Origin of the sequence: Lysobacter sp. 5GHs7-4, from assembly GCF_021284765.1 — a bacterium.
Taxonomy (GTDB): domain Bacteria; phylum Pseudomonadota; class Gammaproteobacteria; order Xanthomonadales; family Xanthomonadaceae; genus Lysobacter.
The window spans coordinates 777,751-801,420 of the sequence record NZ_CP089924.1; the positions used below are offsets into that span (position 1 = coordinate 777,751).

Annotated in this window: 19 protein-coding genes; 4 read left to right on the top strand and 15 right to left on the bottom strand. The window is 68.0% G+C overall.

Features of this window, described 5'->3' with window-relative positions; all coding sequences use genetic code 11:
• Window positions 1–137 precede the first annotated feature (137 nt).
• Window positions 138–1,424: a hypothetical protein gene (locus tag LVB77_RS03230; protein ID WP_232908781.1), complete on the top strand. Its 1,287-nt coding sequence runs from the start codon at window positions 138–140 to the stop codon at window positions 1,422–1,424.
• Between the two features lie 124 nt (window positions 1,425–1,548).
• On the opposite strand, the gene LVB77_RS03235 is transcribed toward LVB77_RS03230, so the two are convergent.
• The 4 genes from LVB77_RS03235 to LVB77_RS03250 all read right to left on the bottom strand — a co-directional run bounded on the left by LVB77_RS03235 (window position 1,549) and on the right by LVB77_RS03250 (window position 7,804).
• A complete protein-coding gene (locus tag LVB77_RS03235) occupies window positions 1,549–2,283 on the bottom strand; it encodes a rhamnogalacturonan acetylesterase (protein WP_232908782.1) in 735 nt (244 codons plus the stop codon).
• Between the two features lie 41 nt (window positions 2,284–2,324).
• The gene (locus LVB77_RS03240) at window positions 2,325–3,458 is read right to left on the bottom strand and encodes a pectinesterase family protein (RefSeq protein ID WP_232908783.1); all 1,134 of its coding nucleotides are present in this window, start codon (window positions 3,456–3,458) and stop codon (window positions 2,325–2,327) included.
• The gene (locus LVB77_RS03245; RefSeq protein WP_232908784.1) at window positions 3,455–4,786 is read right to left on the bottom strand and encodes a hypothetical protein; all 1,332 of its coding nucleotides are present in this window, start codon (window positions 4,784–4,786) and stop codon (window positions 3,455–3,457) included. The genes LVB77_RS03240 and LVB77_RS03245 overlap by 4 nt, the downstream gene beginning before the upstream one ends.
• A gap of 195 nt (window positions 4,787–4,981) precedes the next feature.
• On the bottom strand, window positions 4,982–7,804 hold the full coding sequence (locus LVB77_RS03250; RefSeq protein WP_232908785.1) for a TonB-dependent receptor: 2,823 nt from the start codon (window positions 7,802–7,804) through the stop codon (window positions 4,982–4,984).
• Window positions 7,805–7,995: 191 nt separating this feature from the next.
• On the opposite strand from LVB77_RS03250, the gene LVB77_RS03255 reads away from it, so the two are divergent.
• Window positions 7,996–9,015 (top strand): sugar kinase, encoded by a 1,020-nt coding sequence (locus LVB77_RS03255; RefSeq protein ID WP_343226218.1) that lies wholly within the window; start codon window positions 7,996–7,998, stop codon window positions 9,013–9,015.
• 65 nt (window positions 9,016–9,080) lie between these two features.
• Here LVB77_RS03255 and LVB77_RS03260 read toward each other — a convergent pair whose 3' ends face one another.
• From LVB77_RS03260 to LVB77_RS03290, 7 genes are all read right to left on the bottom strand, one after another.
• Complete coding sequence (locus LVB77_RS03260) at window positions 9,081–9,488, bottom strand: hypothetical protein (protein WP_232908786.1); 408 nt, start codon at window positions 9,486–9,488, stop codon at window positions 9,081–9,083.
• Window positions 9,489–9,782: 294 nt separating this feature from the next.
• Entirely contained in the window at window positions 9,783–10,820 is a 1,038-nt protein-coding gene (locus LVB77_RS03265; protein ID WP_232908787.1) for a radical SAM protein, read from the bottom strand.
• Window positions 10,821–11,416: 596 nt separating this feature from the next.
• Window positions 11,417–12,181: an endonuclease/exonuclease/phosphatase family protein gene (locus tag LVB77_RS03270; RefSeq protein ID WP_232908788.1), complete on the bottom strand. Its 765-nt coding sequence runs from the start codon at window positions 12,179–12,181 to the stop codon at window positions 11,417–11,419.
• Between the two features lie 23 nt (window positions 12,182–12,204).
• A complete protein-coding gene (locus LVB77_RS03275) occupies window positions 12,205–13,068 on the bottom strand; it encodes a thiol:disulfide interchange protein DsbA/DsbL (protein WP_232908789.1) in 864 nt (287 codons plus the stop codon).
• Between the two features lie 147 nt (window positions 13,069–13,215).
• The gene (locus LVB77_RS03280) at window positions 13,216–13,902 is read right to left on the bottom strand and encodes a thiol:disulfide interchange protein DsbA/DsbL (RefSeq protein ID WP_232908790.1); all 687 of its coding nucleotides are present in this window, start codon (window positions 13,900–13,902) and stop codon (window positions 13,216–13,218) included.
• Window positions 13,903–14,061: 159 nt separating this feature from the next.
• Window positions 14,062–14,874 carry a thiol:disulfide interchange protein DsbA/DsbL gene (locus LVB77_RS03285; RefSeq protein ID WP_232908791.1) on the bottom strand — a complete coding sequence of 271 codons (813 nt, stop codon included), beginning with the start codon at window positions 14,872–14,874 and terminating at the stop codon, window positions 14,062–14,064.
• Window positions 14,875–15,031: 157 nt separating this feature from the next.
• Window positions 15,032–15,904: a c-type cytochrome gene (locus LVB77_RS03290; RefSeq protein ID WP_232908792.1), complete on the bottom strand. Its 873-nt coding sequence runs from the start codon at window positions 15,902–15,904 to the stop codon at window positions 15,032–15,034.
• Window positions 15,905–16,102: 198 nt separating this feature from the next.
• On the opposite strand from LVB77_RS03290, the gene yihA reads away from it, so the two are divergent.
• Complete coding sequence (yihA, locus tag LVB77_RS03295; protein ID WP_232908793.1) at window positions 16,103–16,726, top strand: ribosome biogenesis GTP-binding protein YihA/YsxC; 624 nt, start codon at window positions 16,103–16,105, stop codon at window positions 16,724–16,726.
• A gap of 7 nt (window positions 16,727–16,733) precedes the next feature.
• Here the strand turns inward: yihA and LVB77_RS03300 are convergent, their stop codons facing one another.
• Genes LVB77_RS03300 through LVB77_RS03315 form a run of 4 tightly spaced genes read right to left on the bottom strand, consistent with a single transcriptional unit; the run spans window position 16,734 to window position 22,061 of the window.
• Window positions 16,734–17,564, bottom strand: a complete 831-nt coding sequence (locus tag LVB77_RS03300) for a DUF2007 domain-containing protein (protein ID WP_232908794.1) — start codon at window positions 17,562–17,564, stop codon at window positions 16,734–16,736.
• Between the two features lie 28 nt (window positions 17,565–17,592).
• On the bottom strand, window positions 17,593–19,557 hold the full coding sequence (locus LVB77_RS03305) for a S9 family peptidase (protein ID WP_232908795.1): 1,965 nt from the start codon (window positions 19,555–19,557) through the stop codon (window positions 17,593–17,595).
• A 51-nt stretch (window positions 19,558–19,608) separates the two neighbouring features.
• Window positions 19,609–20,529 carry an ABC transporter permease subunit gene (locus LVB77_RS03310; RefSeq protein WP_232908796.1) on the bottom strand — a complete coding sequence of 307 codons (921 nt, stop codon included), beginning with the start codon at window positions 20,527–20,529 and terminating at the stop codon, window positions 19,609–19,611.
• Window positions 20,526–22,061: a peptide ABC transporter substrate-binding protein gene (locus tag LVB77_RS03315; protein ID WP_232908797.1), complete on the bottom strand. Its 1,536-nt coding sequence runs from the start codon at window positions 22,059–22,061 to the stop codon at window positions 20,526–20,528. The genes LVB77_RS03310 and LVB77_RS03315 overlap by 4 nt, the downstream gene beginning before the upstream one ends.
• Window positions 22,062–22,330: 269 nt before the next feature.
• Here LVB77_RS03315 and LVB77_RS03320 point away from each other — a divergent pair, with 269 nt between their 5' ends.
• Complete coding sequence (locus tag LVB77_RS03320; RefSeq protein WP_232910136.1) at window positions 22,331–23,668, top strand: glutamate--cysteine ligase; 1,338 nt, start codon at window positions 22,331–22,333, stop codon at window positions 23,666–23,668.
• Window positions 23,669–23,670 lie beyond the last annotated feature (2 nt).

The window sequence follows — 23,670 nt, forward strand, 5'->3', positions numbered from 1 at the left end:
ACAATCCAAGGCTAGACTCGGGCAGCGATGGGGACAGGTCGATGAGCCAAAAAGCAGGGTGCGAGCGCGCCGCGGCAGAGGCGCCGCCGAGGCGCGGACGGCATTGGGCCTGGCTGGCGGCAGGGCTGCTCGCCTTGATGGCCGCAACCGGCGTGCCCGCCGCCGAGGCGCCCGACGGCGCGGCGCTGGCGTTCCCGGGCGCGCAGGGCTGGGCCGCGCACACGCCAGGCGGCCGTGGCGGCCGCATCATCCGCGTGACCACACTCGCCGCGTCGGGGCCGGGTTCCTTCGCCGAGGCCGTGGCCGCGACCGGGCCGCGCATCGTCGTGTTCGAGGTCGGCGGCGTGATCGACCTGCAGCGGCAGGAGGTACGGATCAGCGAACCCTATCTCACCATCGCCGGGCAGACCGCGCCGCAGCCGGGCATCAGCTTCATCCGCGGCGGATTGATCATCGCCACCCACGACGTGGTCGTGCGGCATATCCGGGTGCGTCCGGGCGAAGCCGGCGCCGGCAAGATGGCCGGCGTGGACTTCGACGCCATCACCACCGTGCGCGGCGCGCGCGACGTGATCGTCGATCATTGCTCGCTGACCTGGGCCACCGACGAGAATCTGTCGGCGTCCAGCACGCGCTTCCACGGCGAAAGCGAGCGCGAGTGGATGCAAAACGCCTCGCGCCGCATCACCTTCAGCAACAACCTGCTGGCCGAAGGCCTGGCCAACGCCACCCACGCCAAGGGCGAGCACTCCAAGGGCTCGCTGATCCACGACCACGTCAACGACGTGCTGATCGTCGGCAACCTCTACGCGCACAACTACGAGCGCAATCCGCTGTTCAAGGGCGGCGCGCGCGGTCAGGTCATCAACAACCTGATCTACGACCCGGGGCAGCGCGCGCTGCACTACAACCTGATCGCCGAGGAGTGGTTGGGTCACCCGTATTCGAGCGGACAGATGGTGGCGCGCGGCAATGTGATGCGCGCCGGGCCCTCCACGCAGGAACTGGCCTTGTTCATGGTCGGCGGCTCGGGCGACGTCGAGTACTACGCCGAGGACAATCTGGCGGTCGATCGCCTCGGGCGCGCGCTGCCGCAGGAAGGCCGTTACACCACCACGCCGGTGCGCGTGAGCCATCCGCGCCAGGCGCCGCCGGTGCCGTTCGGCGTACGCCTGCTGCCGTCGTCGCAGGTGCAGGACGCGGTGATCGCCAACGCCGGCGCGCGGCCCTGGGACCGCGACGACATCGACCGTCGCATCCTCGCCGACACCATCGAGGGACGCGGCAAGATCATCGACAGCGAGAACGAGGTCGGCGGTTATCCGCGGCATGCGCCGACAAAGCAGAGCTTCGTACCGGAAGACTGGGACCTGGCGACCATGGAACCGCTCAAGCCCTTGCCGCGGCGTGCGCCGTTGAAGTGATCGGCAGTCGCGCGTCCGCACGCATGTGCGAGACGGCCGCTGGCGAAAACCCGAACGCGCCCTGCGCGCCGTCCGATGGACAGCATTGCCGTGTGGAAGGGCGCGACGGCACGACGACGTACCGTCAGTCCTCACGCAACAGTGCGGCCAGGGGCAGCCCGGATGCTCGCAGCGCCCAGGCGAACTCGTCGGCGATACGCGCCGCGCCCAGCGGCGAGAAGTGGGTGTTGTCCTCGACGCCGCCCGGATAGTTCGGGTGCGCGCCCGGTGCGAGCTGCAGGAACCAACGGCGCGAGCCGTCCACGCCGGCTTCCTGCAGCAGCGCCTGGCTGCGTCGTTCCAGATCGATCAAGGGCACGTGCTCGCGCGCCGCGAGCGCGCGCACCAGTCCTGGGTAGTCGCCGTGGCTGTCCTGCAACCGCCCTTGCGGATCGAAGCGCCGCCGCGATACCGGCGTGAGCAGGATCGGCGTGGCCGCACGCGCCCTCACCTCGGCGATGAAGCGCGTCAGGTTGCGCACGTAGTCGGCAGGCGGCGTATAGCGATCGGGCTTGTCGCGCGACTGATCGTTGTGACCGAACTGGATCAGCACGTAATCGCCGGCAACGACGTCGTCCAGCAGCGCCTGCCAGCGCCCTTCGGCGATGAAGGTGCGGGTGCTGCGGCCGTTCATGGCCAGGTTGCGCACTTGCACGGTGTCGGGTCGAAAGCGTTCGGCCAAGCGCTCGCCCCAACCGGTTTCCGGACGTTTCTCGCTGCGCTTCTCGGCCATGGTCGAATCGCCGGCCAAGTGCAGCGTCACGGCGGTGGGCGCGGCGGCGCTGGCGGCACTGGCGAAGGCGATGCTCGATACCAGCATCAGCGCCAGCGCGTGCCACGACCTGCGTAAGCTCGCCGGCCTCATGCTTGCGGCAGCCAGTCGCCGAGCACGCGTTCGCGCTGATGGCGCAACACCGCCGCGCGATCCAGCCGACGGCGTTGCGGCGTGCGCGCCGCGCCTGGGCCGCGGCTGTCGTGTTCGTACAGCCGCGCTGCCAGCGGCTCCAGCATCGTCCGGCTGCCGTCGCGCGCGGTGTAGGCCATCGCGTCCCAACCGAGCGGGTCGATGTGCGCGTCCATCCAGCACGACAGGTACACCGCCGCGCCGACCGCATCGGGATCGCCGTACTTGCCGTCGGGAAGCGTGCGCCCCGGCCGCCAGGCGCGACCCAGCGCCACGCTGGCATCGGGAACCTCGGCGTCGCGGGTCAGCCGGCAGCGCAGAAAACTCAGCCCGTAGGCCTGGGCGCTGGGCGTGCACGGGACCGCGACATAGCCCTGGCGCTGCTTGTCGGGCCGATAGCGCGAATGCAGGGTGCATTCCTCGAACAAGGCGTTGCCGCCGCCGAAAACGAAATCGACGCTGCCGGCGACGCGGCAGCGCCGGAACCAGCTGCGTCCGGCCTCGGCGAACAGTGTGTCCTGATGGCCGATCAGGTCGACTTCGTGCAAGACGCTGCGCTCCGCGCCACGGTCCAACATCAGCGCCACCGCCTGCGCGCCGTTGGGGCCGATCGCTTCGAACCTGGGCGCGCGCAGATTGCCGACATAGTCGAAATCGTTGCGAATGCTCAGGCGCTCGGCGCGGAAGTCGGCCGCGCGTACCGTCAGGCTGGCGCAGCCCCAGGTGCCCCAGGGCTGGCCGTCGGCGCGTCTCATGCCGGCGGCGCTGTCGTAGCTGAGCACGCTGCCGGCGCGGTCCTCGCCGATCAGGTGGATCCATGGCTTGTCGATCACCAGCTTCTCGCGCCAGACGCCGCGCCCGATCAGGATGCGGAAAGGACGCAGCCCCTCGCGCGGCGCCGCGTCCAGCGCCGCCTGCACCGAGCCGAACACCGGCGCCGCGTACCGGCCCGCGGCCTTGCCGACGACGGCATGGATCTCCGCAGCCTCGCGCGCCGCGACGCTGGGCGCCAACGTGGCCACGGATGCGTAGAGCGCGCCTCGCAGGAAGCGGCGACGTCCGATCGCCGCGGACGCATCGCGACCGGTCATTGCTGCGGGCCGGCGCCGAACAACACCAGCAGCGGCACGCTCCAGGTCGGATCGATGCGCCGATACAGCGTGGGCGTCCAATCCACCGCGTCGACGAGGTCGATGTCGTTAGTCGCGTTGTAGGCTGCCACCGGATCCGCCGGCCAGCCGTTGCGCAAGGTGCCGCGCGCCTGGATGCGGCTGCCGTTGAGGCGGTCGACGAAGACCTCCGACGTGAGCGCGCGATCGACCAGGAAATGATTGTTCTGGGCGTAGATCTGCGACTCCACGCCCACGCCCCAGCTGTAGGCATAACGCGACGCGCCCTCGGCGCCGACGACATACAAATTGTTGTACACATGCACCTGTCCGTAACGCACTCTCGGCACGCGCTGGCCCAGGTCGTGGAACAAGTTGTGATGCAGACTGACCCGTAGCTTCCCACGATCCGCCGTGGCGCTATCGGAGGAGCCGATCAGCATGGCCTTGTCGTGCCGGGCGAAGCGATTCCAGGACACGGTGACCAGGTCGGACTCGTTGGTCACGTCCACCAGTCCGTCGTGGATCTGATACAGACGACCGAAATAGCTGGGCAAGCTGGCGTCGTCGGTGACCGCGTCGCGAAACTCGTTGCGGTCGATCCAGACATGGGTGGCGTTGCGCACCGAGATCGCATCGTAGGCCGAATTCCAGTTGCCCTCGGCGCCGTCGTTGGGCGACCACTGCGGAAAGCAGTCGTAGCTGTCCTGAAAGCTCAGGTTGCGCACGATCACGTTCATCGGCTGATTGCCGCTGCTGCTGCCCGGACGGATGTCGAACCAGGCGCCGTGCAGGCTGGCGTCGCGGCCCACGCCGACCACGGTGGTGTTGGCAGGGATGCGGATGCGTACACGCGCCTGCTGCGCGGCGGCCGATGCCGCGCGCGCGCGCTCCAATGCGCCGGAGGGGGTGACGCGTCCCCAGGTCGCTGGATCGTAGGTGGCCAGGAAAGCGGCCAGCGTATAGGGCGTTCCCGTCTGCGGGTCCGGGCGCGCGTAGTCGTCGCATGACAGTGCGCGCCCTTCCGCGTCGGTGTTGGCGTCGATGCGGCCGACGATGCGTACGATCTTCGGGGTCGGATCCGGATAGGCCAGGGCCGCGACCAGTTCGTTGCGATCGCGCACGGTATGCACGCGTTCGGGCGCGGCGGCCGAGCCGCCGGTGGTGCCCTGTGGCAGCGCCGCGGTAGGCAAGGACGCCCAACCGTCGTTGGCGGGCAGCACCTCGGTGGCTTTGGGGCGGGCGTGCAGCGTGGTCGAGAGCGCGGCCAGCACGAGGCCGGCCCACCATGCATGTCTCTTGTCGTTCATCCTGGAACTCCCGGTGGTGACGCGGTCGATGGGCGACGAACGCGTGATCGGCCGGCGCGAAGCTGCTGGGCGGGACCTGGGGTCCCGCATCCGCCGGGGTTCGTCGGTGTGTCGCGGTCTCGCAGCGGCGCCGTTGCGGTGTATCGGATCTCGGTCGCGCGTATCCGCACGGCCGGCACCGCGCTCAGCGCGCGGTCACAGCTTGTAGCGAATGCCGAGGAAGTACTGGCGGCCGGTATGGTGATAGACCGAAGCGCGGTCGCCGCGCGAGTCCACCCACTGGTCGTTGTACTCGTCGGTGAGGTTCAAACCCTCCAGCGTCAGCTCGATGCGTTCGTTGAGCTTCCAGGAGGCCGACATGTCGATAGTAGTGGTGGCTTTGGTGCCTTCGACGTCGTTGTTGTTGCGGCCCGGGACGGTGGTCAGATAATCGTCGCGGTAGGACGCCGACACGCGCGCACCGAAACGTTCGCCCTCGTAATACAGCGTGGCGTTGTAGGCGTTCTTGGACAGCCCTAGCAGGTCGGTCTTCAGCGACGAGGCACCGGTCGAGGTCACATACTGGATCTTGGAATCGACGTAGGTGTAGTTGAGTTGCACGCCGAAGTCCTGCCAGAAGCCCTCGGGCAGGAAGGTGAAGGGTTGCTGATAGCTGAGCTCGAAACCCTGGAGCGTACCGCCGGGCGTGTTGACGGGAATATTGAACTGGAAATCGTCGGTCGGTTGCGCGCCGGTGCCCGCGAGCAGGCTGTCGGGCAGGCCGGAGGTGTTGTAGGGACGCGTTTCGCGCGAGGTCTGCACGAAGGTATCGATGTCCTTGTAGAACAGGCCCAGGCCCAGCAGCGCCTCATCGGCGAAGTACCACTCGAAGCTCAGGTCGTAGGTCTTGGCGCGGAACGGCTCCAGCAAGGGATTGCCGCCGTTGACCGTGCGCGCGCCGCCGCTGACATTGACGGTGACGCCCGGGGTCAGGTTGCCCAGGCCCGGCCGCGACATCACCTTGGCCGCGCCGAAGCGGACCAGGAAATCGGGGCTGAGGTCGGCGACCAGATTCAGCGACGGCAAGGTGTCGTCGTAGCTGCGCTGCACCGTGGTCTGCACCGGCACGCCGCCGACGATGGCGTAACCGGTCGAGGTCTGCTTGGTGTCGACCTGGCGCACGCCGATGTTGCCGCTGATCGGGATGGCGCCGATCTGGGTGTTGAAGTCACCCTGCAGGTAGAAACCCTGGTCGCGCTCGGTGACGCTGCGGTTGTTGCCCAGCACCGCGGCCACGGTGTTGCTGACGGTGAAGATGCCGGTGTTGCTGTACAGGCCGAACGCGCGATTGAACGCATCCATGTCCGGTATCAGCCAGACCGAATCGTTGCCCGAACCGACGCGCGTGTTCTCCAAGCCCATCCGTTTGGTCAGGTCCGCCAGCGTGGTGCCGGCCGGCAGCGCCGGCGTCACCAGTTCCGAAGCGCGGCGGAACTCGCGGCTCTCGAAGCTGTATTCCTTGAACTGCGCACCGCCCTTGAGCTTGAACGAGGGCGCGAGGTTCCAGGCGAAATCGAGCTGCGCGGTGTCGTAGGTGTTGCTGGCGAACTGCGGACGCAGGCGGATTTCCGACACGCCGTTGACGAAGGTCCACTGGCTCGGATCGGTGACGTCGAAACCGTTGTCGATCACCGGCAGGCGGTCGTTGCCGCGGTAATCGTAGCTGTAGCCCTGCACGTTCTGACGATCCAGCGTGATCGTGGTCTGGATCGGGTTGTTGAACTCCGATTTGGCGCGGCCGACCTGCGCATGCAGCTTGAAGTCGTCGGTGAGCTCGTGATCGGCGTAGAAACTGAACTGGGTGAACTTGGTGTTGAGTTCGTCGTAACGCGCTTCCGAGCGCACGTCGACGTTGTTGAATCGCCCGTAGACCAGATTTCCGTTGGCGTCGACCTCGCCGTCCAGCACCGCGGTCTGCGGCTTGCCCGTGCCGGTGCGGCTGAACGACACCGCTTCGATGAAGTTCTCGGTGCGGGTGGCGTCGAACTTCGCGTACAGAAGATCCAGTCCGACATCGGTGCGGTCGCTGACCTTCCATTGCAGCGCGCCGGTCACGCCCAGGCGCTGCTGGTCGTGTTCGAGCACGCCATAGCGCGGAATGCGCGGATGGAACACGCCGGCACCGCGCGCGGCGGCGAACGGCGAGGTTGCGCTGAAGCCGCCGCTGCTGGGGCCGTTGTCCCAGCGCACCGTGCTGTGGCCTTCTTCGACCAGGCGGCGGTCGGTGTAGGCCACCGACAGCAGCGCGCCGAAACGGCCGTCGCCCCAGGTGTTGCTGATCAGCGCCGACGCGCGCGGGTCGGTGTCGCCGGACAGATCGTTGTAACCGACCTGGCCGCCGGCGACGAAGGTGAAACCCTCGTAATCGAACGGGCGCGCGGTCTGCAGGTCCACCGTCGCGCCCAGCGATCCTTCCTCGACCTCGGCCGATGCCGTCTTGCGCACCTTGAGGCTGTTGAACAACTCGGAGGCGAACACGTTGAAGTCGAAGCCGCGGCCGCGGTTGGCACCGCCGGAGCTGTCGGTGCCGCCGGTGGTGGTCAGCGCCTCCATGCCGTTGATGCGCACGCGGGTGAAATCCGGGCCCAGGCCGCGCACCGAGATCTGCCGACCCTCGCCGGCATCGCGCGCGATCGACACGCCCGGAATGCGCTGCAGCGATTCGGCCAGGTTCAGATCGGGGAAGTCGGCGATATCCTCGGCGACGATCGCATCGACCACGCCGACTTCGCCGCGCTTGATGTCCAGCGCGCGCTCGAGGCTGCCGCGAAAGCCGGTCACGGTGACCGTCTCCAGATCCTTGGCGCTGTCGGCGGCCGGGGCGGCGCTGCCGTCTTGCTCTTGTTGCGGCGTGGCGGCGGCGGGTGTGGCCGCCGCCTGTTGCGCGAACCCGACCGCCGGCGCCATCTGCAGCGCCAAGGCGATGGCGCCCGCTAGAACGGTAACCGGTGTCTTTTTTGCCGCGCGCTGCGATTGCATCAGGATCCCCTCCCAAAGTGGTCCGACGGCTATAAAGCGCTTATTGACTAGCTTGTAGCGCTTGCTATGGTGTCTCTGACAGTGAAATGACACCGCTGGTCAAAACCCTAGCAAAAGCTCGGGCCAACATCATGCTGCGGTGCGCAATCGGATATTCAGGGGGCCGGCGGGGCCGGCACGGAGAGGGTGGAATGGGTCAACGCATAGTGTGTTTCGGCGAGCTGCTGCTGCGCCTGGGGGCGCCCGGCCATGAGCGCCTGCTGCAGTCCCCGGCCTTACAGGTCCACGTCGGCGGTGCCGAGGCTAATGTGGCCGTGGCGCTGTCCCGCTACGGCCATGACGCAGCCATGGTCGGCCGCGTCGCCGACAACACGCTGGGCGCCGCGGCCGTGGCCGAACTGCGCCGCCAAGGCGTGGACACCCGTGCCGTCGAGGCCGCGCCCGGCCGCATGGGCTTGTACTTCCTGGAAACCGGCGCCGGCCATCGTCCCAGCAGCGTGCTCTACGATCGCGCCGACTCGGCCTTCGCGCGTGCGGACGCGGATGCCTACGACTGGCCGGCGTTGCTGGCCGGCGCGGACTGGCTGCATCTGTCCGGCGTGACCCCGGCCCTGGGCCAGGCCTGCGCCGACACCGCGATTGCGGCTGCGCGCGCCGCGCGCAGTGCCGGCGTGCGGGTGAGCTTCGACGGCAACTTTCGCGGCAAGCTATGGCAGGCCTGGGATGGCGACGCCGCGGGCATCCTGCGTGAACTGATGGCGCAGGCCGACTGGTTGTTCGCCGACCACCGCGACATCGCGGTCGCGCTGGGCTACCAGGCCGAGGCCGAGCACGCCGAGGCGCGGTTCGACGCCGCCGCGCGCGCGGCGTTCGCGGCCTTCCCGCAGTTGCGGCGCGTGGCCAGCACCGTGCGCGTGCAGCACAGCGTCGACCGCCAATCGCTGGCGGCCTTGTCGCTGGATCGCGACGGCTTCGTCGCGCGCACCCCGGTGTGCGAGCTCAGCGCGATCGTCGACCGCATCGGCACCGGCGACGCCTTCGCCGCCGGCGTGCTGCACGGCGCGCTCGTCGGCCTGGACGCGCAGGACAGCTTGCAGTTCGGTTGGGGCGCGGCCTGCCTCAAGCACTCCGTGCCGGGCGACTTCGCGCTGTTCGACGCGCAGGACGTGCAGGCCTTCGTGGCCCAGGACGGCTATCACGTGCGGCGTTGAAGCGGACGGCGCAAGCTACCGGAACATCGTAAAGGAAAGCAACGGTGCTGGAGTGCCTAGCGTACTTAAGTGCCATGCGTGACGAACTGGAGCACCACTCCCTTCTTCTTAAGGATCTGCGTGCTGTTCTGGCCAATGTAAGTCCTTTGTTCTTTCGTCATTCGACCATTGCGCAGCGTGTAGATCGTCATGGACAGAAGATCATCGCTGTGTTCGTTTATGGATATCGCAAAAGGTTCGCTACTCTCCTTTATCACGACTGGTTCGGAGTTTTCGATAGAGACCACCCGTTGTTTGCCATTCACCATGTCGACGATCGTGCATTCGACCACCGCGACCTTCCGGAATGACTGTGCAGCTTGAGGCGTTGCGACCTGTTCAGGTGTCTTGGAGGAGGTGTCCGCGATGGCCAAAGGCGCCGCCATGGACGCGGCAATTAACGCCAGGCCTTGCACAAAATTCCTACGGTTCATTGCATGCGCCTCTCTATGGGCCAGTCGGTGGGTCGGAATCGACGAAACAAGATCCAAGATTGTGGCAGTTGCCGTTCGACGAGCCGCCGCACTGAAGGTCGTTGGAGCAACTCCCGTCGTTGGTCGTGCCTTTGCAGTCACTTGAATTCTGGCAGCCCGGGTTCGTGGCCGCGTACATGGCTGAACGAATCAACTCGTCTGCATCTATGTCCAGCCAAGACAGGTTCGTGCCTCCCGCAACCGTTGGTATGCCGGAAGCGGTGATGGATATGAGTGATGGATCTATGAACATCTTCAGTGCTCCCCTACGAGTGCAAGTTCTATCGGTCGCGCAAAGGGATTTGCGTGCTCGTTCAGATGCGGGAGTGTGGACAACGGGCAGCCGAGTGTGTCCGGATCGAAACTTCGAAAGCCCTCGAACCATAGCCTGAGCCGCTCGTTGCTGAATTGGATCGTGCCGTCCTCCGCCAAAACGCCTACATCATTCCGAGGGTCTGAAAGAGCCACCGTACACTTGCCTACTCTCCCATCGGATCGAATGAGGAGTGAGTTCGGTTTTGCCGCGTAGCAGATTTCGCCTTCTTCCGAGAGAACGACCTCAGAACTCGCCTGTACAGAAGTCCGGCTACTCAGATCATTGAGAATACGTTTGTACTCGCTCCATGGCAGCTCGGTAACGCTCTTCCCGCCGTCGCCGCCGAGGTTACTGATTCGATGAAAATGAATTCGGAACTTTCCACAGTAGGCCAGCTGATCGTTGATTCGATTCAATAGGCGATTGATTGAATCCTGGTTGCTGTTGGATACATGAATTCGCAAGGTCACGTCGAGCGACTCATCGATCTCTGCCATGCGAATCAAGTTGTTCCAAATCTCATCGAAAGTTCCCCGGCCGTCAGCGCGAAGACGTGTGCGGTTGTGTTCTTCCCGGTCGCCATCGAGCGTGATTTGGTATGAGCGATGGTTCACTTGCGATAGGCGTTTCACAGTGTTCTCCGTTAGGAGATAGCCGTTGGTGGTCAAGCCGCCTGTTACGACGAAATCATTCGATTCGGCAACGTCTTTCGCGAAATTTGCTATATCAAGAATCACATCTGAGGCGAGTAGCGGCTCTCCACCGAACCAGGACAACTTCAGGATCTTGATAGAGTCGGCTCTGTGTCTTATCAAGTTCTTGATTCCGTTCCTCACGTATTCCGGCATCTTCCCGAGTTCGAAATCTTCATAGCAGTAGCTGCAGCGGAAGTTGCACTTTTCTGTAGGCAGGAGAATCAGCTCAAGGATGCGAGAGTCAAGACTGAGCGCAACCTTAGTCTTTGAGATAGTGGTCATGTCTGCCTCTAGATCTCAAGGTCCGGTGGGCTGTTCCGAGTCGTTGTTGACAATACAAGACGTCTTGTTAGTTGATCCTGCGCAATCGGTGTAGTTGTTGCATACGTTGTTGTTGGTCGAGTCTCTGCAGCTGTCGTTCTGGCAGTTGCCATTTACGGAGCCCGCGAAAAGTATCGGGTCAAGCTCACGAAGCTCGTTCTCCCAGTAGCTAGACTGGATGAGAACGCTGGCATCGGAGGCTAGTGCAATCTGCTCTGGTTGCAGCGGAGTCATGGACGTCCTCCTGGATTGACGCGACCAACCTAGTGCTGCGATTCGAGGGAAGTCAACGGCCAAATTTCAGGTGGCAGCGCTGCTTGCGCAATATGTCCCCAGCGCTTGTGCGACTAATGGCCATAAAGCGTCTATCGGTGGCATGCGCATCGGCAGCTGGAAGCTGAGAAACGCTCGAGTTTCCACTGGCGACAGGTGCAGATGCGATTCGATGAGTGCCGGATGAACACGAGTGCGCAGACATCGGGCGCAATCGCTGTGATCGTAGGCCTGCGCAAGCGCAGTGCTGCAGTTCGGTCGGAATCGATGAGGTGACTCGTGCCTCAGCGCAGCGCGTGATCCGGCACTTCGAGTTCCAGCGACAGCGCCAGGTGATCGGATTGCGCCGCCGGCACCGCGCGCGCGGAGGAGCAGCGCAGGCCGTCGCCGATCAGGATGTGGTCGATCGCGCGCTGCGGGCGCCAGCTGGGGAAGGTGGGCAGGGCGGCTTCGGGCGGTTGCAGGCGGGTGCGCTGGAACAGCGTGCGCATTTCCGGTTGTTCGATCGAGCAGTTGAAATCGCCCATCAGCACCGCGTGCGGATGGTCGTGCAGCAGTTCGGCGATGAAGGCCAGCTGCGAGGCGCGCGAACCCGCGCCCAGGGACAGGTGCGCGACGGCGACGGTCAGCGCGTCGTCGTGGTCGCCGAAGTGCGCCATCAGCACGCCGCGGCCCTTGACCCGGCCGGGCAGCGGATGGTCGATGACTTCGCGCGGTTCGAGCTTGCTGAGCAGGCCGTTGGCGCTGGAGGCGACGCTGCCGACGCGGCGATTGGGCTGGTGGCTCCAGTAGTCGAAGCCGGCGCGCTGGGCCAGGTAGTGGGTCTGGTTGGTGAAGCCCGAGCGCAGGCTGCCCGGGTCGCTTTCGTTGAGGCCGACGATGTCGTGCTCGCCGGCCAGCTGGGCGATGGTGTCGAGGCTACCGCGCTTGTTGCCGGCGGGCAGCACGTGCGACCAACTGCGGGTCGCGTAATCGCTGTAACGGCGCGTGCTGGACCCGGCCTGGATGTTTGCGCTGAGCAGGCGCAGGCGTCTGCGCTGATCGTCCATGCCGGCCGGGTCCATGGGCGCGTTTACTGCGCGGCCGGAGCCGCCGGGGTGGCGCCGGGTGCGGCCGCGCCTTCGGCGGCCGGAGCGGCGGCGCCGCCGGCGCGCGCGGCGCGTTCCTGCGCGACCAGGTGGTCGGCGATGCGCAGCATGTCGTCGAAGTTCTTGCCGATCACGCGGTACTTGCCGTCGACCACCAGGTTCGGGGTGGACTCCACGCCGCTGCGGCTGAGGAAGGTCTCGGCGCGCTTGAGCTTGGCGTCGATCGCGAAGCTGGCGTAGGTGCTTTCGAACTGCTGCTTGTTGGCGCCGAACTTGGCGTAGAACTCGGCGAAGTCGACCGGCTTGACGCCGTTGACCGGCATGCTGCGCTCCAGGTGCACGGCGCGGAACATGGCGTCGTGGCTGCGCGAGACCAGGCCCATCGATTCGGCGGTGTAGAAGGCCTTGGCGTACGGCATCCAGTAGCCGCCGAACGGCGCGGCGACCGGCACGAAGTTGACGTCGGCGGTCTGCTTGGCGCGCCAGGAATTGATCAGCGGTTCGAACTCGGCGCAGTGCGGGCAGGTGTAGCCGAACACTTCGACGACTTCGATCTTGCCGGCGACCGGCGCGTACGGCGTGCCGCCCGGGATTTCGACGTAGTCGGTGCCGACGACCGGCGCCGGGCCGCTGGGCGGCGTGGCGGTGGCGGCGGGCACGATCTCGGGCGCGGCCTCGACCTGCGCGGGCTGGCCCGGCACGGCGTTGGCGGGCGCGGCCTCGGCGGACGGCGCGGCGACGTCGGCCGTGGGCGCGGCGGTTTCCTGCTGCTGGTTGCAGGCGGCCAGCGCGAACAGCGCGGCGAACAGGACGGGGTAGCGGTACGACGGGGCCAGGCGCGGGGTCATGGATCGAATCTCCACAAAACGGTCGGATGGGATGGGTGTGCGCCCGGGCGGGCCGGCGCGACACCGTGGAATGCGTCGGCCGTCAGGATAACGGCCGGCGCGCTGAACGCGGAGTGTAGACGGGACGGCGCGGGCGGCCGTCGCGCGTCAGCGCTTGCTCTTGCCGCGGCTGCGTTCCTGCGCGACCAGGCCGTCGGTGATGCGCAGCACTTCTTCCAGGCTGCTGCCGCCGGTCACGCGGTACTTGCCGGCGACGATGAAGGTCGGGGTGCCTTCGACGCCGCTGCGGGTCAAGAACGCGCGCACGCTGTCGAGCTTGTCCTCGATCGCCTGGCTGTCCATGGCGGCGGCGAACTTGCCGGCGTCGGCGCCGTAGCGCGCGTAGAAGTTGGCGATCTCCGAGGACGAGGCGTTGTTGATCGGCAGGCTCTGCTCTTCGTGCAGCGCCTTGAACACGGCGTCGTGGGTCTTGGCGACCAGGCCCATCGACTGCGCGGTGTAGTAGGCCTTGGCGTAGGGCTGCCAGTAGCCGCCGAACGGCGCCGCCACCGGGACGAAGCTCACGTCCTTGGGCAGCTTGGCCTTCCAGCGGTCGATCGCCGGCTGCGCGTGCGCGCAATGCGGGCAGGTGTAGCCGAACACCTCGACCACTTCGATCTTGCCCTTCACCGGCGCGTAGGGGCGGCCGTCGTCGATCAGGACGTAGTCGCGGCCGGCTTCCAGGACGGGGGCGGCGCTCTTGCCGGCGGCCGAGGCGGCCAGCGGCAGCAGGGCGCTCAGGGCCAGGGCGGCGAGCGTGGGGAGCAGGCGGAACGAAGTCGGGCGTGAGGTCATCGCAGGGTCTCGCGGCGATCGGGTCGGGGTAGGGGCGCTCGTCGGGCGGCGTCCGGGCAAAAAAAGACGCCGGCGTTAAGCATAACGGCCGGCGTCTCGAACCAGGAGTATGGGATGTGACCGGCGTCGCGGGCGGAAGTTCCGGCCGCGCGCGGGCGCTCAGCGCGCGGGCGCGGCGGCGCGCTCCTGCGCGACCAGCAGGTCGGTAATGCGCAGCATGTCCTCGAAAGTGGTGCCGATCACCCGGTATTTCCCGTTAACGATCAGGGTCGGGGTCTGGCTGACGCCGCTGCGCATCATGAACTGCTTGCCGCGGTTGACCTGGGTGACGGTGGCGAAACTGTTCATGGCGGCCACGAACTGCTGCGGGTCGGCGCCATAGCGGCCGTAGAAACGGCCGATCGCCACGTCGTCGGGCTTGTCGCCTTCGCCCGGCATGCTCTGCTCCAGGTGGATGGCGCGGATCAGCGCGTCGTGGCTGCGTGCGACCAGGCCCTGCTTGTCGGCGACGTAGTAGGCGCGCGCGTAGGGCTCCCACTCCGGTCCGAACGGCGCCGGCACGTAGGTGAAGTGCACGTCGGCGGCCTGCTTGGCCTTCCAGGCGTTGACCATGGGCTGGAATTGGGCGCAGGCCGGGCAGACGTAGCCGAACACTTCCACCACCTCGATCTTGCCCGGCACCGGTGTGAATGGTTGGCCGCCGTCGATGAGTTCGTAGTCGGTGCCCTTGACCAGGCCCTGCGGAGCGGCTGCGGCGGCGGCAGGCGTCGCAGCGGCCTGATCGGCCGCTGCCGGCGCGGCGGTGGGTTTGCCGGTCGCGGCCGGTTCGTCGGCGATCGCGGGCTCGTCGGCGACCGGCGCACTCTCGGTGGCGGCGGGCGTGGACGCGGCGGGTGTCGTGTCGGCGGCGGGTTTGCAGGCGCCCAGGGTCAGCAGCGCGAGCAGCAGCAGGGCAAGGCGGGTCTGTGGCATGGGGTCGGCTCCGGGCCGTGGCCGGCCCGGTCGGGCCGCATCGGCGCACACGATAGAAGAATTCGCGGGCGCCGGTACGTGCCGGAAGCGCAAACGAAAACGCCGGCCCTGGGGCCGGCGTTTCGGGACGGGCGCGGCGGCGGCCGCGTGCCGTTGGTCAGGTACCGGCGGCCGGCTTGGCCGCGGCGTCCTGGGCCGGCGCCGCCGGAGCGGGCGCGGCCGGAGCCGGAGCGGCGGCAGGCGCGGCAGCGGCCGGTGCAGCCGGCGCATCGGCGGCCGCGAAGTCGTCGGCGCGGTCGTGCAAGCCCTGCAGGTAGCTGGACAGCGCGCCGATTTCCTCGTCGCTGAGGTTCTTGGCCACGCCGGCCATCACGTTGAACAGGTGCGGATCGCGCTGGGTGGTGGTGCCGGCGCGGTATTCCTCCAGGCGACGCTGCGAGTACGCGGCCTGCTGGCCGGCGATGTGCGGATAGGCCGGGCCCGGGTTGCCGGCGCCGCCGGGACCGTGGCAGGCCATGCACGCCGGGATGCCGCGGGCCTTGTCGCCGGCCATGAACAACTGCTGGCCGACTTCGAAGAACTTCTTGTCCTTGTTCGGGCCGCTGGTGATCAGGGTGTCGTCGGCCACGCCGGCGCCGGACTTCTGGGTCGCGAAGTAGGCGCCCAGGTCGCGCGCGTCCTGCGCGGTCAGCGCGTCGGCGAACGGCTTCATCGCCGCGGACATGCCGGTATTGCGCTCGCCGCTCTTGAACAGCGCGATCTGGTGGGCGATGTAGCGCTCGCTCTGGCCGGCCAGGCGCGGGTACTGCGGATCGGTCGGATTGCCGTCCAGGCCATGGCAGGCCGCACAAGTGCCGGCCTTGGTGGCGCCCGCCTTGACGTCGCCCCACGTGGCCGGCTTCTCGACCAGCGGCGCGGCCTGGACCGGCTCCTTGTCGGGGATCGGCGTGATCGTGGGCTGGGCGTAAGCGACGGCGACAGCCGCCAGAACGGTCAGACCGACGATGCCTAGGACGCGGGCTTGGCTCATGTAGCTGGGCTCCGAAACACTGGGATGGCGCGCCGCGATGCGGCCGCCGGAACCTCGGAATTATCGTCGCGGGCGCTGGGCGGGTCAACGCGAATCGGCGCCGGAGCGCGCCCGGACGCGGGGTTTCGGGCCCGAAACACGGCCCGGAGCAGGGCGCGGACGGGCGTTGGGCACCGCCTCCGTGCGATCCTAGCGCCCATGGCCAATCCCCTCGCACGCGCCCGCTACCTGCTGGCGGCGCATACGCCCAAGCAGTTGCCGCCCGACGGCGGCTTTGAGGTCGCCTTCGCCGGCCGCTCCAACGCCGGCAAGTCCAGCGCCCTCAATGCCCTGTGCCAGCAGAACGCGCTGGCGCGGGTGTCCAAGACGCCCGGCCGCACCCAGCAGCTGGTGTTTTTCGACATTCCGCCCAGCACCGACCGCTACTTGGTCGACCTGCCCGGCTACGGCTACGCCAAAGTCCCGCAGGACCTGCAGGCGCATTGGCAGGCCTTCATCGACAAGTATTTCCAGACCCGCCAGGCCCTGCGCGGGCTGGTGGTGGTGATGGACATCCGTCATCCGCTCAAGGACTACGACCGCCAGATGCTGGGCTACGCGGTCTCGCGCGGGCTGCCCGCGCACGCCTTGCTGACCAAGGCCGACAAGTTCGGCCGCGGCCAGCAGACGCTGGCGCTGCAGGCGGTGCGCAAGGAGCTGTTCTCCGCTTACGGCGACACGGTCAGCGTGCAGACCTTCTCCGGCGAGTCCAAGCAGGGCGTCGACGAAGCGCGCGCGGTGGTCGGCGGCTGGCTGGGGCTGACCGCGCCGGCGACCGTTTGAGGCTAGCCTAGCGACCCATCGGCGTCGCGCTGAGGATCTCGCCGCGCGCGTCGTAGCTGCGCTCGGTGTCGAGCCCGCCGTCGCCGTCGCTGTCGAATACGCCGCTCACCGGCTGGCCTTTTTCGTAGCGGATGCGCTTGACCACGTTCTGCTTGACGTCGCGCCATTCCTCGCTCGCGAGCACGCCGTGCTCGGCGTCGGCGCGGTAGTCGGGCTCGCCGTCCGCGTCGTAGTCGGCGACCGTGGTACGCCAACTGCCCCCGCTGTAGCTGGTCGTCGTTTCCAGGCGCCCATCGAAATCCTCATCCTGGGCGACTTTGGCGGGCCTGCCCTGCTTGTCGAAATGCACGATATCGTCAGCATTGCCGTCGCGATTGCGATCGGTCTCGACACGCACGATGCGATCGCCGTCGAAGACGACGTGTTCGTCCGGCACCTCGTCGCCGCTGAGGTCGGTGTCCAGCGTCTGCACCGACATGCGCATGAAGCCCCAGGTCAGCAGCGCGCCGAACACCGCGCCGATCAGCGCGAACAGGAGCGGCGAAGCGCCGCGGCCTTGCGGCGGCGCGGGCGGAAGCGGAGGCGGAGTGACCGCATCGCCTTCATAGCTCTCTTCGTCGGTGGGCACCGGCATGCTTTCCCAGTCGCGTACCACCTGCCGCGCGCGCTCGGCGTGTTCGTCGGCTACCGACACCGTCGCCAGGCCGCCCGTCGGCAGTCCGCCTGCAGCGCCTTCGAGCAGACCGCCGCTGACGAAGGCGGTCATGCCTTCCTGTTCCAGCAACTGGCTTACCAGGTGCGCGTCGGCGGAATGCGCGGCGCGGTAGACGATTTTCATGCGGTCTCCTGTGGCGTAGGGCGGGCGTTCAATCGCGCGCGGGCGCGGCGGAGGCGCGGGCCCCGCCGATATGGCGGGCGAGGAAATCCAGCAGCCGCGTATAGAACGTGCGCTGGTGGTCTTCGTCGTAAAAGCCGTGACCCTCGCTGCCATAGTAGAGCGTCTCCACCGGCACGCCCGCGTCGGTCAGCGCTTTCTCCATCAGCTTGCTGTGCTTGATCGGCGCGATCTCGTCCTTGCCGCCGGCGGCCAGGAACACCGGCGCCTTGATGCGGTCGGCCATGCGATTGGGCGAGCGCTGCGCCAGGTCGGCGGGCGCGCCCATCCAGTCGTTGGACCAGGCGCGCATCCATTTGGCGGCGTCGGCATTGGCCTCGTACTTGGTCGGCAGGTCGTACACGCCGACGTAGCCCACCGCGCAGCGGTACAGGGCGGGTTCGCGCGCTGCGCCCATCAGCGCGGCGTAGGCGCCGTAGCTGGCGCCGTAGATGCAGATGCGCTGGGGGTCGGCGATGCCCTGGTCGATCAGCCAACGCGTCGCGTCGGTCAGATCGTCCTGCATGCGTGCGCCCCACTCGCGCGCGCCCGCCTGCAGGAAGGCGCGGCCGTAGTTGCCGGAGCCGCGGTAATTGATCTGCAGCACCGTGTAGCCGGCCGCGGCCAGCAGCTGCGCGTCGCGGTCGAAGCCCCATTCGTCGTAGATGCCGATCGGGCCGCCGTGCGGCAGCACCACCGTCGGCGCCGGCTGCGTGGCGGCGGTCGCGGGCTGGGTGAGGTAGCCGTGCAGGACCAGGCCGTCGCGGCTGCGCACCTGGATCGCGCGCACCGGCGCCATCGCCTTCGGGTCCAGCCACTCGGCGCGGCTGAAGACGCGGTCGGCTTCCTTGGAGGTGGCGTCGTAGAGGAAGTAATCGCCAGGGTTGCGGTCGTTGTGGGCATAGACCAGATGCAGGCGCGCGTCGCGCGTGCTCGACACCACCCGCACCGCCAGGCCGGGAAAGGCGCGCTCCAACTTGCGGTACAGCAAGGCCGTCGGCGAGGCCGGATCGAAGAACGCGCTGCTCAGTCGGTCCTTCATGTACAACGCGCCCACCGGCGCCGCGTCGCCGGCGTACACGGTGAGGTAGGGATCGACGGTGTCGTCGCGCAACACCTGCTTGCGCTCGCCGCTGGAGGTATCCAGCGCGACGATCGCGTCCGGCCCCCGGTCCTGTTCGACCTGCAGATAGGCGGTGCGCCGGTCGGGCGCGAAGCCCAGCGGCTGCTCGACCCGGTGCGAGCGGCTCTCGTCGTTGATCAGCCGCCACGCGGCGTCGCGGTTTTCGCGGTAGTAGAGCTTGCTGGCGTTGTCGTCGCCGGCGCCCAGGGCGTAGCGGATTTCGCCGGCGCTATCGGCCAGGAAACGCGCGCGCCGCACCGGCGCGGTGGCGACGGTGGTGCGGCGACCGGTGTAGACGTCCAGGCGATCGACCTGCGTCTCGGGTGTGTTGCCGTAGGTCTGGATCGCCACCAGCACGTTGCGCTCGTCCTGCGGCAGATCGTCGATCAACGAAGCGGCGCGGAAATCGTTGACCTTGACGCTCTGCGCGCCGATGCCCAGGTCGGGGTCGCGGTGACCGATCAGCATGCGCCCGCCGCTGCCGTCGGCGTTGATCGCGTACAGCTCGCCGGTGGGCGAGGGCCGTTCCAGCGCGCTGAAACGTTCGGCCATGGCCACGACCAGGCGCTCGTCGTTGACCCAGGCGAAGTCGTGGATGTCCGAATCGGGCACGCCCGAGACCTTGGCGGTGATGGTCTTGTCGGCGCGCCGGATCACCACCAGCGAGGTGCGCTCGGCGCTGGGCATGGTGGCGGCGTAGTAGGCGCCGTTGGGCGAAAGTTTGATGTCGCCGAAGCGATCGCGGCGCAGGTAGGCGTCCACGTCCACTTGCGCCGCCGCCGGCAGCGCGACCGATGCGGCCAGCACCGCGACCCAGATGCTTGCGAAGTTCATTGCCGTTCCGTACGCCCGCACCGCGCGGCCCCGGCGACAGGGTAACCGCCTTCAGTCCTGCGCATCGCCCAGGCGCGGGTCCATCGCCGCGCGCAGGGCGTCGACCATGGCGTTGATCGCCACAATCAATGCACCCACCACCAGCACCACGCCCAGCACCAGGGTGTAGTCGCGGTTGAGCGCGCCCTGCACGAAGTAGCGGCCCATGCCAGGGATGCCGAACACCTGTTCGACCACCGCCGAGCCGGTGACCACGTTGATCAGCGCGGGCGACAGCCAGGCGACCACCGGCAGCAGCGCCGGCTTCATCGCGTGGGTCAGCAGCAGGCGGGACTCGGATAGGCCACGCGCACGCGCGGCCTTCAGATAATCGGCCGACAGCGTTTCCAGCAACGAGGCGCGGGTGAGGCGCGCGCAGTAGGCGATGTTGGGCAGGGCCAGCGCGATCACCGGCAGCACCACGTGGCTCCAACCGCCCCAACCGCCGGCCGGCAGCCAGTGCAGGGTCACCGCGAACAGCAGCACCAGCAACGGCGCGGCGACGAACTTCGGGATCGCCAGCCCCAGGCCGGCCGCGAACATCAGCCCGCGGTCGGTCCAGCGCCCGCTGCGCAACGCGGCCCAGGCGCCCAGCGGAATGCCCAGCAGCAACGCCAGCAGCAGCGCGAGCCCGCCGTTGAGCATCGACACCGGCAGCGCATTGGCGATCAGCTGGGTGACGCGATAGTCGGGGTACTGGAACGAAGGCCCGAGATCGCCGCGCACCACGTCGCCCAGCCAGGCCGCGTACTGCGCCGGCAACGGCCGGTCCAGGCGGTATTGCGCGGCCAGCGCGGCCTGCACTTCCGGCGGCGCCGCCTTCTCGGTATCGAAGGGGCCGCCCGGCGCGGCGCGCAGCAGCACGAAACACAGCGTGGCCAGCAGCCACAGCGTGATCGCGGCTTCCAGCAGGCGCGCGGCCCAACGCTTCAAGGCGCGGCCTCCAGGCTCAGCCAGCGGCTGGCGTGGCGGTCCAGCGCGTTGGGCTCGTAGCCGCGCACGCGCTCGGACACCAGATGCTTGGAGGTGTAGTAGTACAAGGGGATCACCGCATCCGCGCCCAGCAACCGCGTCTCGGCCGCGTGCAGCCAGGCGTTGCGCGCGGCCTCGCTCTTGGCCGCGTCGGCGCGCGCGAGGCGCTCGCGGAAACCGGCGTCGTCGTAGCCGCTCCAGTTCAAGGGGCCGTCGCTGCCGAACGCGGCCAGGAAGTTACGCGCGTCGGGCACGTCGCCGATCCAGCCGCCGCGGAACACCTGGGTGATCGCGCGCTGGCGCCGGTTCTGCACGAACACCTTCCACTCCTCGTTGCGCAGACGCACCTGCACGCCCAGGGTCTGGCGCCACATCGCCGCCACCGCCAGCGCCAGCCGGCGGTGCGGGGTGGAGGTGTTGTAGCGCAGCTCGATCACCAGCGGCTGCGCCTCGGAATAGCCCGCCGCGCGATACAGCGCGCGCGCCTTGGCTTCGCGTTGCGCCTGGCTCAGCGTCGACCAGGCGGTCGCGGCCGGCGTGTAGCCGGCGATGCCGGGCGGCACGATGCCGTAGGCGGGCGTCTCGCCCAGCCCGGTCACGTGGCGGGTGAGCTTGTCGCGGTCGATCGCCAGCGACAGCGCCTGGCGCAGCTGCGGCGACTCGCGCAGCGGCGGGCGGGTCAGGTTCATGCCCAGCCAGAACGCGCCCAGGTAGGGCGATAGGCGCAAGCGCTGGCCGAAACGCGAGCGCAGGGCGTTCAAGGGTTGCGGCGGCACCACTTCGGTGAGATCCAGATCGCCGGCGGCGAAGCGCTGCAATTCCGCGGCGGCATCCTCGGTGACGTGGAAGCGCACCTGCGCGATCGCCACCCGCGCCGCGTCGTGGAAACGCGGATTGCGCGCCACCAGCAGGTTCGCCTGCGGCGTCCATGCCGACAGCGTGTAAGCGCCGTTCGACACCATATGCCCGGGCCGGGTGTGCTGGGCGCCATAGCGATCGACCGCCGGCAGGTACACCGGAAACGCGATCGGCAGGGTCAGCAAGGCCGGCAGCGACGCGCTGCGCTGCAGCCGGAACACCACCGTGCGCGCATCCGGCGCCGACACGCCCAGCGCGGCGGGCGGCTGCTTGCCGGCCTGCACCGCCTGCGCGTTCTCCAGCGCGTCGAACAATTCGCCGAACGGCGCCGCCGTGGCCGGCGCGAACGCGCGCCGGAAACTGGCGACGATCTGCGGCGCGTCCAGGGGCTCGCCGTTGCTCCAGCGCAGGTTCTCGCGCAGGACGAAGGTCCAGCGGCGCCCGTCGGCCGAAACCGACCAGCGCTGCGCCATGCCCGGGATCAGCCGGCCATGCGCATCCTCGGTGACCAGGCCTTCGTACAGATCGCGCAGCACGTTGCCGCAGGCGACTTCCTGGCAGCGGTGCGCATCCAGCGTGCTCGGCTCCGGGCCGTTGCCGCGTTCCAGGGTCTGGGCAGGCACGGCCCACGGCATCAGCGCCAGTAGCAGGGCCGAACCATAGCGTTGCAGGACGGACGTTGTTCGGCGCAAGGCGAGGGCTACACTGCCGGGGTCTGGTGATTGTAGGTCAGTGGCCGCATATCGCCGGAAACGGTACGGGCCGGGGCGTCGCAGGACGCCGCCGGCTTCCGCGCGTCGCGGTGGCGGCGTGCGAGCAAGGCATCCCGCCTTGCAGCGGGGTGTCGACGAACGAGGTGCGCGTGTCCGGTCCCAGCCAGGTCAAGGATGTTCCGATTCCGCCGATGGCCAGCGGCGGTCGCGCCGCGCTGATCGAGTACCTCGCTTCGGGCGTGCGTCCGGACAGCGACTGGAAGATCGGCACCGAGCACGAGAAGTTCGGCTACCGCACCGACGACCTGCGCCCGCCCACCTTCGACGGCGAGCGCGGCATCGAGGCCTTGCTCAAGGGCCTGACCCAGTTCGGCTGGGCGCCGGTGGAAGAGAACGGCCGCGTGATCGCGCTGACCCGCGACCAGGCCTCGGTCTCGCTGGAGCCGGCCGGTCAGTTGGAGTTGTCCGGCGCGCCGCTGGCGACCTTGCACGACACCTGTTGCGAAGCCGCCCAGCACCTGCGCGAAGTGCGCGCGGTCGCCGAGCCGATGGGCCTGGGCTTCCTGGGCATGGGCTTCCAGCCCAAGTGGCGCCGCGACGAGATGCCGTGGATGCCCAAGGGCCGCTACAAGATCATGCGCGAATACATGCCCAAGGTCGGCAGCCTGGGCCTGGACATGATGACGCGCACCAGCACCGTGCAGGTCAACCTGGACGTGCGCGACGAAGCCGACATGGTGAAGAAATTCCGCGTCTCGCTGGCGCTGCAGCCGATCGCGACCGCGTTGTTCGCCGACTCGCCGTTCACCGAAGGCCGGCCCAACGGCTATATGTCCTACCGCTCGCACATCTGGACCGACACCGACCGCGACCGCACCGGTCTGCTCGATTTCGTGTTCGAGGACGGCTTCGGTTACGAGCGCTACGTCGACTACCTGCTCGACGTGCCGATGTACTTCGTCTACCGCGACGGCCGCTACATCGACGCCGCCGGCCAGTCCTTCCGCGACTACATGGACGCCAAGCTACCGGCGTATCCGGACCAGCGCCCGACCCTGAAGGATTGGGCCGACCACACCACCACCGCGTTCCCGGAAGTGCGCCTGAAGAAATACCTGGAGATGCGCGGCGCCGATTCCGGCCCGTGGAACCGCATCTGCGCGCTGTCGGCATTCTGGGTCGGTTTGCTGTACGACTCCAGCGCATTGGACGCGGCCTGGGACCTGGTCCTGGACTTCACCTCCGAGGAACGCCACGCGCTGCGCGACGGCGTGCCCAAGCACGCGCTGCAGTTGCCGTTCCGCGAGGGCAAGGTGCTGGACCTGGCGCGCCGCGCGCTGGAGATTTCCGCGCACGGCCTGGCGCGGCGCGGCAAGCTCAACGGCAACGGCGCCGACGAATCGATCTACCTGGACCCGCTGCTGGAGTTCGTCGAGCGCGGGCAGAGCCCGGCCGAGCGCAAGCTGGAGCTGTTCCACGGCGCCTGGGGCGGCAGCGTCGACCCGGTGTTTTCCGAATTCGCGTACTGACC